Source organism: Thiomicrorhabdus sp., assembly GCF_041583835.1.
Classification (GTDB): domain Bacteria; phylum Pseudomonadota; class Gammaproteobacteria; order Thiomicrospirales; family Thiomicrospiraceae; genus Thiomicrorhabdus.
Window position 1 is genome coordinate 20,758 of record NZ_JBFHFC010000013.1, and the last position, 12,379, is coordinate 33,136.

Consider the following 12,379-nt stretch of genomic DNA (forward strand, 5'->3'; position numbering starts at 1 on the left):
GGAAGATAGATAGCGTTCATGGCTGCATTTGAATACAAAGCGATGACCCAAACGGGTCAGATGAAGAAAGGCCTGATGGAAGGGGATTCCGAACGTCAGGTTCGCCAAATGCTGCGCGAACAGAACCTGACGCCGGTGGAACTGAAATCCATCGAGCAGAAAAAGAACGCATCTAAAAACGTTGCCGCACAATCTTTCTTCGCGCCGAAGATTCAAACTGCCGATCTGGCGTTGGCCACCCGTCAATTGTTCACTTTATTGGATGCCGGTACGCCGCTGACTCAAGCTTTGCAGTCGATCTCCCAGCAAGCCGAATCTAAATTGATGCGACGTTTTTTAGCCAATCTTCATACCCGGGTGTCGGAAGGTTATTCATTGGCCCATGCGTTGGAAAAATCGAACTATCGGGTAGGACAGGATTTTATCGCCACCATCCGTGCCGGTGAAGAGAGTGGGCATTTGGATAAGGTGCTGTCGCGTCTGGCGGATGCGATCGAACAGCGAGACCAGCTTAACAAGAAAATGAAAACCGCTTTGATCTACCCGATCTTGATGGTGGTCGTCGCCGTCATCATCGTGTTTTTCCTGATGGTGTATGTGGTGCCGAAAGTCGTCGGCGTTTTCGATAACATGAATCAGACCTTGCCGCCGTTAACGCAAGGGTTATTGACGGTGAGCGAGTTCATTCAAGCTCAATGGGGTTGGATTTTAATTGCGGTAATTGCGGCGTTTGTCGGCTTTAAGTTGATGATGCGCCAGCCGGCCTGGCGTTACCGGGTACATCAGTTGATGATGCGAACCCCGGGCGTGAAACGATTTGTGATTTATTCGGCGACCGCACGTTGGTCTCGTACCGTCGGGGTTTTGCTTTCCAGTGGCGTGACCGCCACCGACGCTTTGAAGATATCGGCAGAGGTAATGAGTCTGGATCCGATGAAACAGGCAGTGGAGAAGATGGTCGCTCAGGTTCGCGAAGGGAAACGTATCAGCGTTACCATGCAACAGGCCGGCTTTTTCCCGCCGTTGTTGTTGAACTTGGTGCAGACCGGTGAAAGCGGCGGCGAACTGGATAATATGATGTTGAAGGGTGCAGTGCATTACGAACAGGCGGTCGAAAATGCCGCAGGCACCCTGGTCAGCATTTTGGAACCGATGTTGATCATCGTCATGGGGGGCGTGGTTTTGACCATTGTTCTGGCGATCATGATGCCGATTTTTGAAATGAACCAAATGGTTGGTTAAGCGTAACAAAGAAATAAAACAGACGTTTTTAGGAGTATGAGATGGAAAATACACAAACACCGATGATGCAGACGATTAAGGCGAAGCGTAATTCTGCTGTACAGAAAGGTTTTACGTTAATCGAATTGATGGTCGTGGTGGTCATTCTGGCGGTATTGGCCGCGTTTGTCGCCCCTAAGTTGATGGATCGTCCGGACGAAGCGAGAATCGTTAAAGCCAAGCAGGATATCAGTTCGATTTCGTCCGCCTTGAAACTGTATAAACTGGATAACTATGTTTATCCGACAACCGATCAGGGAATCGAAGCGTTGGTTAAACAGCCGACGACCGAACCTCAGCCGAAGCATTGGAAACAGTACCTTGAACAGATGCCGATGGATCCTTGGGGCAATCCGTACCTTTATTTGAGTCCGGGTGAGCACGGCGATTTCGACCTGTTTACTTACGGTGCTGACGGACAGGACGGCGGTGACGGCGTGAATGCAACCATCGGTAACTGGAATATCAAGTAACGCCCTTTGACGGGGTGAAGCCTAACATGGTCAGCAGACGAGTCGCGCAATCGGGCTTCACCTTGATTGAATTGATGGTGGTGGTCGTTATTATGTCGGTGGTCGTCACCGTCGGCATGATGTCGATCGGTTCCAGCGAACAGGCAACGTTACGTTCCCAAGAACGCAGCGTTAAATCCTTGTTGAGCTTCGTTCGCGATCAGGCGGCGCTTAAGCAGAGATTGTATCTGGTGGCCGTCGACGAAAAAGGTTTGAGCGCCTATAGTCAGCAACGCGGTAAATGGCAGAAGGATGAGAAAATCGATTCTTTGGCGTGGTCGGAATCGTTGCAGGTCGAATGGACAATCGATAATCAACAGTTCGCCCGACAGCAGAATTTGCCGAGGGAAGGTTGGGTGTTCTGGCCGAGCGGAGATGTCATGGCCGGATCGGTTTTATTTAGTCCGCGTTCGAATTCCTCTTTACGCGGTAAGCAGGCTGAATCCTCATACAGTGTGCATTGGAATGGATTGCTGCAATTTGATGCCGAACAAGAAAACGGGAACGTGAAATGATTGGATCGGTTCGCAAGCGTCAACAAGGGTTTACCTTGATTGAAGTCATGGTGGCGCTGGCCGTAGTGTCGATCGCATTGGCCGCATTGTCTCGAGCGATGGGTTTGACGGTAAGCAATCACAGTGCGCTGGACGAACGTATTGTCGCTACTTGGGTGGCGGAAGACGAACTGGTGAAATTGCAAGTTATGCCTAATAGCCGTGCGGAAGCCAAGCAGGAAGTGACGATGTTGAACCGGACTTGGGTTTCGGAGTTGGCGACCGAAGACACTATGATTGCGGATGTTAAAAAAGCGACCATGACGGTGACATTGGAAGGCAGCAAAAAACCTTCAGCCGCACTGGCGACGGTGGTCGGCCCGTGAATTCGACGGTAAACGACTCGACTTCAAGGCAAGCGGGCTTCACTTTGATTGAGCTGCTGATCGCTTTGACGATTTCAGCGGTGATTGCGGTGTTGGCTTACCAAACCGTCAGCAGTGTGGTAACGGTGCAAGAGCGTACAGAAGATCATGCGGCCAAGATGGAACAATTACAGCGTGCGATTTGGTGGATGGAACAAGACTTCATCCAGTTGGCGCCGCGAACCATTCAGGATGGTTTGGGCGGAGTGCTGCCGGCATTCCAATACCGTCGCGATTTAGGGGTTGAGTTGACTCGCATCGCCGAATTCCCGACGCCTTACGGCATGGGCGGTTTGTTGCGGGTCGCGTATCGTTTGGAAGACGGTGTTTTGTACCGGTTAGTGTGGCCGGTATTGGATCGCGCACCGGATACCCAGCCAACCAAGCTGCCGGTTTTGGATCACGTCGAGCGTTTTGAGATACGCTTGCTAAACGCGAATAACGAATATGTTCGCAGCTGGCCGAGCGAGCAGCAGACATTGACCGCATTGCCGAGATTGACGGAAGTGAGTCTGGAGATTGACGGCATGGGCGAGATGACGAGATTGTTTATGGGGGCGGATGCGGAGATCAGTGCAGCCGGTGCCACGGCTACGCAGACGACCGATAACAATGAGGCGAACGATCAATGAAGTCGGTCAGTCGCGCTGCATACGGTGAAGAAAATGGAAAGCGGCACCTTGGCGACCGTAATCGGGTTTGCTTGGCGCAAGAAAAACCTCAGCAGGGGTTTGCGCTGTTAACCGTATTGTTGATTGTCGCGTTGGTGGCGACTTTGTCCGGCCAGTTGATTTATCAACAACATCTGACGTTGAGCCGCAGTACCAATATGCTGCATCAAGCGCAGTCGTTAGCCGTGGCATGGGGGCTGGAAGGTTGGGTTAAACAGGGATTGTTGTTGGACGCAAAAAACAACCAGACCGACCATTTACAAGAACTTTGGGCGCAGCCCATGTTGAAAGTGCCGTTTGAAGGCGGAGAAATTTCCGGGCAGCTCTACGATATGCAAGCGCGCCTGAACCTGAATAACGTTCAGGAAAGCGATAAGGCGCAGCGTGAGACATGGCAGGCAATCATCAATCGATGGGCGTTGCTGTTAGGGTTGCAACAAGCCCCGGCGGAAGTGTTGACCGATTGGGTGGATGCAGACGACGAACGTTTACCGAACGGTGCGGAGAGCGATGCTTATCTGCTGATGCAGCCTCCGTATCGTGCCGCCAACCAACCTTTGGTGATGTTCGAAGAGTTGAAGAATATTCAGGGACTGCAAAATATCGATTTTGAAATTTGGCAGCGCATGAAATTGACGGCAAGCGTGTTGCCGACGGTGACGGCCATCAATGTTAATACCGCTCCGAAAGAGGTGTTGATGGCATTGACCGATTGGATGAACGAATCGGTTGCCGAGGCTTGGATTGCACAGCGTAAGGAAACGCCTGCCAATAGCATTGAGGAATTCAGGACGTTTATCGCTCAACAGACCGGGATGGAAAGCGGGCCTTTAACTGATGCGCTGCCGGATTGGTTGATCAGTGTGAACAGTCAGTATTTTTTATTGGTCGGCCAAGTCGATTTCGGCGAGTCATTACAAGGTTTGTCGGCCATTTTTTATCGCCCGGATAGAAACCAAGTTAAGTTAGTACAAAGGTGGTTAAGTGTCGCAGAAACACACTGAACAAAAAGGGATGCAAGTGAAGCAAAGTCATTTGCCGGTCTTCCGTCAGGTTCGATTTGACCTGTCCGGAAAATTGCTCGTTGAGACCGAATCAGGAGAAAGCCAAGAGGCGGTGTTGTTTATTCAGGCACAAGAGGGCAAGGATAACAAGGACGCATTGAAGAAAGTATTAGCGGCGGTTTCCGTCGTCTGGGTGCCGACCGAGCAGGTGAGCCTGATGCAGCATTTCGTTCCCGGAAAACGCCGTTCGGATTGGATTGCGGCCTTACCTTATGCATTGGAAGAATCACTGGCTGAACCGGTGGAAAGTCTGCATTTTGTGGCGTTGAACCGAACCCCGCAAGGTGAGGTGAGCGTGGCGGTGATTACCAAAGAACGTATGCAGTTGTGGGTCGAGCAACTTCGTCAAATTGGCTTGGATCACGTTTTGTTGGTGGCCGATTGTTTCCGGGTTCCGCCGACCGAGCGTATGGCGAATACAGCCGCAAATACAATGGCACAAGAACCGTCTTCAGAGTCGCAAAATGGACAGGTCTGGTCGGTTTATCAGCAGACCGACCAACGTCTGTTGGTTCGTAGTGGCGAATATACGGGGTTTGCAGCAAGTCCGGGATGGTTTGAACCGCTTAAACAGTTGCATATTCAACAGCACGGCGAGGTGTTGATTGAGACCGTGGAAGAATCTGCGTTGTCGAACGACTGTGCGACATCGATTGCGGGCGTTCGTCATGCCTGCAAAGGCTTCAATTTACGCAGCGGCGAGTTCCAGTCTAAATCGAAATCGGGTGGGCAATGGAAAATCTGGCAAAGCGCGGGGATTCTATTGGTTGCTCTGGTGGCGGTTTATCTGTTGAGTCTGTTTATGCAGGCCCAGCAACACCGTGATCAAGCTGCGGCGTATCAAGCTCAGACTGAAAAATTATTTAAGCAGCGATTCCCGGAAGTGAAACGCATCATCAATATCCGCACGCAAGCGAAAACCGGCTTTAATCAGGGATCGACAACCGGTGATAAAGTTGGACCGAGCCAGTTGGTTCATCAGGTTGAAGCGGTGTTTGCACAGTTTCCGAAGGTGCAGGTTGTCGGATTGGATTGGAAGGCGTCAAGCGGGCAGTTAAGCCTACAGATCCAGTCCGCGCAGGTTAACGATTTGCAAAGTCTGGCGCAAGCGGCCGGTCAGAAAATGTTGGTGGAATTGAAAGTGAAGAACGTTTCGCAAACGTTGGCGGAAGGAGTGTTGTATGTTGGCGCAAATTAACCAGACGTGGTCGCAGTTGGCACAGCGCGAGAGAATGATGCTCTCCGGTATGATCGCATTTCTTGCCGTGGTCTTGTTTTATCTGCTGGTATGGTCGCCGATTCATAAGGGTTATGAACAAGCCGTGCAAAAAGAACAGCAAGCACTTAACGACTGGCAGTGGTTGAGCGAGCAAGTCGTTGCCCATCCTAGAGTCGCATCCGCAGAGTCGGGACTATTGTTCTCGACGCAGTCGCAGTTGATGGGAAGCGTGCAGAAAACCCTGCGTGACGAAAATCTATTACCTTTTATGCAGAGCATTACTCCGAATGCCAAGGCGATTAAGGTCGGCTTTAAAGAAGTGCCTGCGCCGCGTTTTTTCCGTTGGTTATCGCTACTTGAAAAGCAGGGATTGGTGAGTAGCCAGTTGCAGGTGACTCCGGTGAAAACCGGAATGATCGAAGCGACGGTGAGCTTCGAGGTGGGCAAATAATGCAACGCACTAAATCTTCTTTGGCTGGATTGCTGTCGATCTTCGTTTTAGTCCTGCTGATTTCTTTTGTATATCATTTGCCGGCCGGTTGGGTGTTCAAGCAGATGAATTTGCAGAGTCAGTTGCCGAAAAATCTGCACTTGTCCGAACCTCAGGGCACTTTGTGGCAAGGGCAGACGCAGTTGACCTTTTCGCCGTCGGCTCAGAGCGTGTTTTCGGCTAAGTTGGAGTGGCAACTCAGTCCTTGGTCTTTATTGATGTTGCAGCCGAATCTGGCGATGTCGTTGGATAACGCGCAGGGCGGTTCGAAATGGAATATTGCTACCGGATTGCTGGATCAAAGCCGAATTGAAGTGAGCGATTTGAACGGGATGTGGCAGTTGACGGCTTTTCAAGCGTTTTTACCCAATAGTGTTCGCGGTTTGGGTGAGTTGAAAGGGCAAGTCGGTTTGCTGCAGTTGGGATTGGTTTGGGACGTTCAGACGGGCTGGTTGGCTTCGATCAACGGTTCCGCACAATTCAGTCAGGCGGACTTTTTGGGTGCCAATATCCCACAGTTGAAGGTTGAACCGGCATTGAAAAACAAGCAGGTTGAACTGAGCTTGGACGGCGGCGGGCCGGGATGGAAGCTGAGCGGCAGTTCGCTGATGGGTCCAAAAGCGTTTCAGCACAATTTGAAAATTCAGGCGGACAATGCGCAAAGTATGCCGGACTGGATCGATTTGGTAATGCGCAAAAAAACACCGGTATTGGCTACATTGGTTCAAAAAGGACGTTGGTAAGAATAAGGCGTAGTTAGGATGAACAGCAACAAGTTTGGTTTCACCGCGTTATTATTTGTTATAGGCTCGATCGGCGGTTGCGGCGGCGGAGGCGGCAGTTCGGACTCTTATGTTGCTCCTGCTCCCGAACCGGTACCGGACGAATTGATTACGGCGATTAACGATCCATTTGTTCAGCACCAATGGTATCTCTACAATTACGGCCAGACGGCTTTGACGGTGTCGAATACTGGCGGGACGGTCAACAGCGACGATGAATATGCGGATATTCGGGTTTTTGACGGTACGACGGATTCGGTCTCGGCTTACGCCAAAGGGTATACCGGCGACGGTGTGCAAATTGCCATTATCGATACCGGGGTCGATATCGCACATGAAGATTTGGTTGGTAATGTATTAGCCAACGCCTCTTATAATTTCTTTTCCGCTAGCAATACCAAGGATTTACACGATCCGACTCCGCCCAATACGGTAGAAAACCCTAGCGGTTATCACGGCGTTGCCGTTGCCGGTTTGGCGACGGCCGTAGGCGGAAACAGTCTTGGTATATGGGGGGTCGCACCTCAAGCGGAGTTGATCGGTTATAACCTGTTGTATTCCGGGTTTGATTTGAATATGGAGATGGCGGCATTGGGTTATGCCAATTCGGTTTCATCTTACCCGGAACTCTACAGTGCGAATGTCGACGTCTTTAATATGAGTTACGGTCTAAACCCGTACCAAGGCACGACCGGGGTGGAAAAAACGAATGGCGAGGTGATCATTTCCGGGTTCCAGTGGGGAACCGAGAATCTTCGTGACGGCAAGGGCGCGCTTTACATGAAGGCGGCGGGAAATGAGTACGCCGGTGGTACGGCTTTTTCTTCGGATTGGTGCAGTCAGGCGATTACCAACGGATTAACTTGCTATAACGTCAATATGGAATACGAAAACGTTAATCCTTATCTGATGGTGATCGGCGGTTTCAATGCCGACGACAAGCGTTCTACCTACTCCAATACCGGATCCGCCTTGTGGATGGTCGGTCCGGCGGGCGAATACGGGGTGGATTCACCCGCGCTGATTACCACGGATATGAGCGGCTGTACCTACGGCTTCAGTCAGAATCAATCGACGGCCGGCATATTCGCTTATTCCCCTTATAACTCTGACTTCAACACCGGTGTGAACGGTACCGATAACGAACAGTGCAATTATTTTTCCGCGTTCAACGGAACGTCGTCCTCGACTCCGGTGATGAGTGGAATTGTCGCACTTCTGTTGCAGGCCAATCCGAATCTGACCTGGAGAGACGTCAAACACATTCTGGCCGTGACCGCACGTCAACTCGACCCGAATCTGGCTACGAATACGGTCTCCGTCGGTGGGCAATCGGTTGTGTTGGAGCGCGGCTGGGTCAGTAACAAGGCGGTTAACCCTTACAGCGGAAATTATTTTGCATACAGTAATGCTTACGGGTTCGGGGCGCCGAATACCAATGCCGCCCTTCAGATGGCGTTGGAGTGGAAGTCGGCCGGTACTTCGATGGCCGCTTTGCAAACTACGGCGGATATCGCCGGAACGGTGCCGGTTGCAAATCAAATACCGGACTATAATGCGACCGGTCTGTCGACCAGTGTCAGCGTTGCAAATAACTTGGCGACCGAAAGTGTCGAATTGACGTTGTCCATTGAAGATCTTGATGGTGTGGCGACGGACGGTTCGGAAAATAAGATCGACATAAGCGACTATCAAGTTGTTTTGCGTTCGCCTTCCGGTACCGAAAGTATCTTGCTGACACCGTTCAATGCGTATCAGTCCGGTTACGACATGGTGAATTTGACATTGATCAGTCACGCCTTTTACGGAGAAAACAGTGCAGGGGATTGGGCCTTGACTGTGCGTGATTTGGATAATTCCACCAATAATCAGATCAATCATCCAGGTACCGGTAAATTGACTGCCTGGTCGTTGAAAGTATATGGTCATTAAGCCCGTTAAAGAGAGATTAAATATGAAAAAATCGATTTGGACAGGCCTGTTACTGGCGGCATCGGCCATGTTGCCGACACAAGGATTTGCATTTACCGAACCGTGCCAGTTGGTTGCGAAAATGGCGGGGCCGACCTACGACAATCAGCCGAAGCGCATTGCCAGTTTCACCCCTAACACCGAAATGCCGGAAGAGTGGAATTTGACGTTGTTGGAACAGAACGGAGGCTGGTTTATTTACCAGGCCGACGAGAGCTGGTTCGACAAGGAAACCTGTGCGCCTTTGAAGAAATGGCATCAGAATAAAGAGATTGAATTTGCGCCGGTGTTATTGAACCGCACCAGTGGACGAAATGCAGTGATTACGTCAAGCTTTTTGGTGAAGACATACCAAAAGGCCGATATCGATAAAATCGGCGAACGTTACGGCTTTAAATTATTGACCTTGTTACCGAGAGGCGGTTCGGCCATTTTCGATGTGAGCGGAGTGATTTCTTACGACCGTATGTTGGAAGAGTTGGATCGGGATAAGGACATTCAAGTCGCAGTACCGGTGCTCTCGGAGCCGCGTTACCGTTTACGTTAAAGTGATGATGGTATTCCGAACAGACTTGTTCGGAATACGCTTAAGAGGATTGAATACGGCTTAGATGCCGTTACTCTCTTCCACCAGTTTATAAAGATCTAAACGTTTAGGATTCCCGAGTTTTTCCAAAGCTTGGTTGATACGTTTCTCAAGATTTCCCGGGTAGTGTTCTTCCAGTGTCAGACCGATGATAGGCTCGGCAATCTGCTCGCCTTTGCTGTTAAAAAACAGTGTGGTCGGTGCAACGACAACGCCCAATTTAGGCCCAAGGGTTTTCATCTCGATATCGTTACCGGCAAAGTCTTTCATCATCCAGTGGTCTTTATCCAGTAATACCTGCTGAAATTGAGCGTACTGTTCAATTGGAGTGGTTTCCAACAGAGGCGTGATGATATTCTCTTCCAGCTTCTTACAATAATTACACCAGGTTGCCGTGAAGAAAATGACGACCGGAACCTGATATTTATCGGCCACCGTTCCGGCTTTTTGCAGGTCGACAGCCAAAGGCAAGACTTCCCCGGCTTTGCCCGGTAACGGAGCAAGCATGACGGCAGACAGGATAAGGGTAATAAGCGTTTTCATTGGGTTTCCTCTTGCCGCTTTATCGATAGCGTCGGTCGCGGCAGTTTGAATTAAGCTCTTCTACATAGAACTTCATGTTGTTCAATGCTTCGTTTTTCGAGAACTGGAAACTTTTACGGCTTTCGGAACCGCATGCCCAGCTTCGATCGCGTAATAGCGCGATATAGTCATTGTTATAGTGACTCGGATGCGATAAATAAAGGTAGATACCGGTTCCGTCCTGATTATATTTCAAATAAGCGCGTTCGCGGTGATGGCGTTGTTTGTAGTCGCGCATCGAAAGATCGACTTCTTTGATTTCGCCGCGGGCGATCAGGGTGGAGAACGGTTGTAGCTTAAATACTTGTTTTTTATAGCGATATTCACCGCTATAAATGTTAATCCGAACAACGTCTCCGCCACTCGGGTGATCGTATAGTCGATTCAAGCGTTCCTGTTCTTTGAGTTCCAGCTTTTTATCCAACTCGCGCTGTTTGGCATCGGCCTTGATGCGTTCAAGGCGTTGAGTTTCTTGATACTCTTGTTGTTTCAACAATAAGGCTTGGCGTTCTTGCGGAGTGAGTTTCTGCCACTGCTCTTCGTTCATATTGAGCGGGTAGGGGTTGCTTGCACAGGAAGCCAGCAATAAAGCGGTAACCGATAGTAGTAAGATTTTTTTCATGACAGCTCCGTGATGACCTTGAACGTGAAAACGATAGTTACTAAGTTGTTGATTCGGTTATTTCTTAATGATGAAGTAACCGCCAAGCGCTAACAGCCCGATTTGTACCCAGCCGCCGTAAGGAATCTCAAACGGCAGGAACAGCCCGAACAGAATCAATCCTAATCCGATCGCACGTTGACGTTGTTGACGATTTTGAGTGCGAATCTCGTGCTGTAGTTCGGCCATTTGTCCGGACTTTATGCCGACTCCGTCATGTGCCAGTTTATTCAGTGTGCTGTGTAACAATCCCGGCATTTGCGGGGCCTGTTCGATCCAGAAAGGTAGGTTGGCTTTGATGTTTTTGATCAGGCTTTGCGGCCCGACACGATCCTGCATCCATTCTTCCAGGAACGGTTTAGCAGTATCCCATAGATCAAGTTCGTCATCCAGCTGGCGACCTAAACCTTCAATATTTAGTAAGGTTTTTTGCAGTAATACCAATTGTGGCTGTACTTCCATGCCGAAGCGACGCGCAGTCTGGAACAGGCGCATTAGGAAAAGGCCGAAAGAGATCTCTTTCAACGGGCGGTCCCAGATCGGTTCGCATACTGCACGGATCGCCGACTCCAGTTCGTTAACGCGGGTATCGCGCGGCACCCATTCCGATTCGATGTGCAGTTCCGATACGCGCAGGTAGTCGCGGTTGAAGAAGGCCAGGAAGTTTTCCGCCAGATAACGTTGGTCTTCCGGCGTCAGAGTGCCCATGATTCCAAAATCGATTGCCGCATAGCGTCCGTCGGGCAAGACGAAAATGTTGCCCGGGTGCATGTCGGCGTGGAAAAAGTTGTGTTTGAACACCTGGGTGAAGAAGATAGTCACGCCTTTGGCGGATAGGTCGGTCAGGTCGATGCCTTGTTCGATCAGTTTTTCGGTTTCGCTGATGCGAGTACCGTAAATGCGTTCCATGGTCATGACATTGTCGTTGGTGTGCGACCAGTAAATTTCCGGAACGTAAAGCAAGTCGGAATCTTCGAAGTTACGGCGTAATTGGGTGGCGTTGGCCGCTTCGCGCATCATGTCGAGTTCGTCGAGTATGGTTTTTTCGAACTCGGCCACCACTTCCACCGGATGGAGACGGCGGGTTTCTTTGACCGCTTTTTCCAACAGACCGGCCAGGCTGAACATGATGCTAACGTCTTGTTCGATGACCGGTTTGATGTCCGGACGCACGACTTTGACTACGACATCTGTGCCGCTGTGCAGCGTGGCCGCATGCACTTGGGCGATCGAAGCGGATGCCATCGGTACCGGGTCAAAACTGGCGAAAGCCTCTTCCACCGGTTGTTTAAGTGCCTGTTCGATAATCTGTTTGGAGTGTGTTTCGTCAAACGGAGGACAGTCGTCCTGAAGTTTGGTCAACTCCACCGAGATGTCTTGCGGTAACAGGTCTTTACGGGTTGATAACGCCTGTCCGAGTTTAATGAAAATCGGCCCCAGTTCTTCCAGTGCAAAACGAATGCGTTCACCGCGGCTGGCTTTGGATTTGCTGCGCCAGTTCCACGGCAATAGCTGGTTGACGACGATCAGCCAGGCATATTTACTATTGGCCAATACCATGCGATCGATTTGGTAGTGCGTCAGTACACGGTTGATTTTGATGATTCGCGACAGTTGTTTCAGTAGTTTCATTGAGTCGTA

14 protein-coding genes are annotated in these 12,379 nt (G+C 50.4%); 11 read left to right on the forward strand and 3 right to left on the reverse strand.

Features of this window, described 5'->3' with window-relative positions:
- Nucleotides 1-18 precede the first annotated feature (18 nt).
- The 11 genes from gspF to ABY044_RS07935 are packed head-to-tail and all read left to right on the forward strand — an operon-like array spanning nt 19 to nt 9,456.
- Complete coding sequence (gspF, locus tag ABY044_RS07885; RefSeq protein WP_373019685.1) at nt 19-1,242, forward strand: type II secretion system inner membrane protein GspF; 1,224 nt, start codon at nt 19-21, stop codon at nt 1,240-1,242.
- A 41-nt stretch (nt 1,243-1,283) separates the two neighbouring features.
- Nucleotides 1,284-1,754: a type II secretion system major pseudopilin GspG gene (gene gspG, locus ABY044_RS07890; protein WP_373019686.1), complete on the forward strand. Its 471-nt coding sequence runs from the start codon at nt 1,284-1,286 to the stop codon at nt 1,752-1,754.
- 26 nt (nt 1,755-1,780) lie between these two features.
- The gene (locus tag ABY044_RS07895) at nt 1,781-2,308 is read left to right on the forward strand and encodes a prepilin-type N-terminal cleavage/methylation domain-containing protein (RefSeq protein ID WP_373019687.1); all 528 of its coding nucleotides are present in this window, start codon (nt 1,781-1,783) and stop codon (nt 2,306-2,308) included.
- Nucleotides 2,305-2,673: a type II secretion system minor pseudopilin GspI gene (gspI, locus tag ABY044_RS07900; protein ID WP_373019688.1), complete on the forward strand. Its 369-nt coding sequence runs from the start codon at nt 2,305-2,307 to the stop codon at nt 2,671-2,673. The genes ABY044_RS07895 and gspI overlap by 4 nt, the downstream gene beginning before the upstream one ends.
- The gene (gene gspJ, locus ABY044_RS07905) at nt 2,670-3,344 is read left to right on the forward strand and encodes a type II secretion system minor pseudopilin GspJ (RefSeq protein ID WP_373019689.1); all 675 of its coding nucleotides are present in this window, start codon (nt 2,670-2,672) and stop codon (nt 3,342-3,344) included. Before gspI ends, gspJ begins: the two co-directional genes overlap by 4 nt.
- The gene (gene gspK, locus ABY044_RS07910; protein ID WP_373019691.1) at nt 3,341-4,387 is read left to right on the forward strand and encodes a type II secretion system minor pseudopilin GspK; all 1,047 of its coding nucleotides are present in this window, start codon (nt 3,341-3,343) and stop codon (nt 4,385-4,387) included. The genes gspJ and gspK overlap by 4 nt, the downstream gene beginning before the upstream one ends.
- Nucleotides 4,368-5,645, forward strand: a complete 1,278-nt coding sequence (gene gspL / locus ABY044_RS07915; protein WP_373019693.1) for a type II secretion system protein GspL — start codon at nt 4,368-4,370, stop codon at nt 5,643-5,645. The genes gspK and gspL overlap by 20 nt, the downstream gene beginning before the upstream one ends.
- Entirely contained in the window at nt 5,629-6,117 is a 489-nt protein-coding gene (gene gspM / locus ABY044_RS07920) for a type II secretion system protein GspM (protein ID WP_373019695.1), read from the forward strand. The genes gspL and gspM overlap by 17 nt, the downstream gene beginning before the upstream one ends.
- Complete coding sequence (gspN, locus tag ABY044_RS07925; RefSeq protein WP_373019696.1) at nt 6,117-6,899, forward strand: type II secretion system protein N; 783 nt, start codon at nt 6,117-6,119, stop codon at nt 6,897-6,899. Before gspM ends, gspN begins: the two co-directional genes overlap by 1 nt.
- Nucleotides 6,900-6,917: 18 nt before the next feature.
- Nucleotides 6,918-8,870 (forward strand): S8 family serine peptidase, encoded by a 1,953-nt coding sequence (locus tag ABY044_RS07930; RefSeq protein WP_373019697.1) that lies wholly within the window; start codon nt 6,918-6,920, stop codon nt 8,868-8,870.
- 22 nt (nt 8,871-8,892) lie between these two features.
- On the forward strand, nt 8,893-9,456 hold the full coding sequence (locus ABY044_RS07935) for a hypothetical protein (RefSeq protein WP_373019698.1): 564 nt from the start codon (nt 8,893-8,895) through the stop codon (nt 9,454-9,456).
- A gap of 60 nt (nt 9,457-9,516) precedes the next feature.
- On the opposite strand, the gene ABY044_RS07940 is transcribed toward ABY044_RS07935, so the two are convergent.
- The 3 genes from ABY044_RS07940 to ubiB are packed head-to-tail and all read right to left on the reverse strand — an operon-like array spanning nt 9,517 to nt 12,370.
- On the reverse strand, nt 9,517-10,038 hold the full coding sequence (locus tag ABY044_RS07940) for a thioredoxin family protein (RefSeq protein ID WP_373019699.1): 522 nt from the start codon (nt 10,036-10,038) through the stop codon (nt 9,517-9,519).
- A 19-nt stretch (nt 10,039-10,057) separates the two neighbouring features.
- Nucleotides 10,058-10,699 carry a hypothetical protein gene (locus ABY044_RS07945; RefSeq protein ID WP_373019701.1) on the reverse strand — a complete coding sequence of 214 codons (642 nt, stop codon included), beginning with the start codon at nt 10,697-10,699 and terminating at the stop codon, nt 10,058-10,060.
- 57 nt (nt 10,700-10,756) lie between these two features.
- Nucleotides 10,757-12,370 (reverse strand): ubiquinone biosynthesis regulatory protein kinase UbiB, encoded by a 1,614-nt coding sequence (gene ubiB / locus ABY044_RS07950; RefSeq protein WP_373019703.1) that lies wholly within the window; start codon nt 12,368-12,370, stop codon nt 10,757-10,759.
- Nucleotides 12,371-12,379 lie beyond the last annotated feature (9 nt).

What these genes read in the sequence shown, in the direction of transcription:
- gspF (WP_373019685.1), top strand. Translation starts at nt 19, where the DNA reads ATGGCTGCATTTGAATACAAAGCGATGACCCAAACGGGTCAGATGAAG.
- gspG (WP_373019686.1), top strand. Translation starts at nt 1,284, where the DNA reads ATGGAAAATACACAAACACCGATGATGCAGACGATTAAGGCGAAGCGT.
- ABY044_RS07895 (WP_373019687.1), top strand. Translation starts at nt 1,781, where the DNA reads ATGGTCAGCAGACGAGTCGCGCAATCGGGCTTCACCTTGATTGAATTG.
- gspI (WP_373019688.1), top strand. Translation starts at nt 2,305, where the DNA reads ATGATTGGATCGGTTCGCAAGCGTCAACAAGGGTTTACCTTGATTGAA.
- gspK (WP_373019691.1), top strand. Translation starts at nt 3,341, where the DNA reads ATGAAGTCGGTCAGTCGCGCTGCATACGGTGAAGAAAATGGAAAGCGG.
- gspM (WP_373019695.1), top strand. Translation starts at nt 5,629, where the DNA reads ATGTTGGCGCAAATTAACCAGACGTGGTCGCAGTTGGCACAGCGCGAG.
- gspN (WP_373019696.1), top strand. Translation starts at nt 6,117, where the DNA reads ATGCAACGCACTAAATCTTCTTTGGCTGGATTGCTGTCGATCTTCGTT.
- ABY044_RS07930 (WP_373019697.1), top strand. Translation starts at nt 6,918, where the DNA reads ATGAACAGCAACAAGTTTGGTTTCACCGCGTTATTATTTGTTATAGGC.
- ABY044_RS07935 (WP_373019698.1), top strand. Translation starts at nt 8,893, where the DNA reads ATGAAAAAATCGATTTGGACAGGCCTGTTACTGGCGGCATCGGCCATG.
- ABY044_RS07940 (WP_373019699.1), bottom strand. Translation starts at nt 10,038, where the DNA reads ATGAAAACGCTTATTACCCTTATCCTGTCTGCCGTCATGCTTGCTCCG.
- ABY044_RS07945 (WP_373019701.1), bottom strand. Translation starts at nt 10,699, where the DNA reads ATGAAAAAAATCTTACTACTATCGGTTACCGCTTTATTGCTGGCTTCC.
- ubiB (WP_373019703.1), bottom strand. Translation starts at nt 12,370, where the DNA reads ATGAAACTACTGAAACAACTGTCGCGAATCATCAAAATCAACCGTGTA.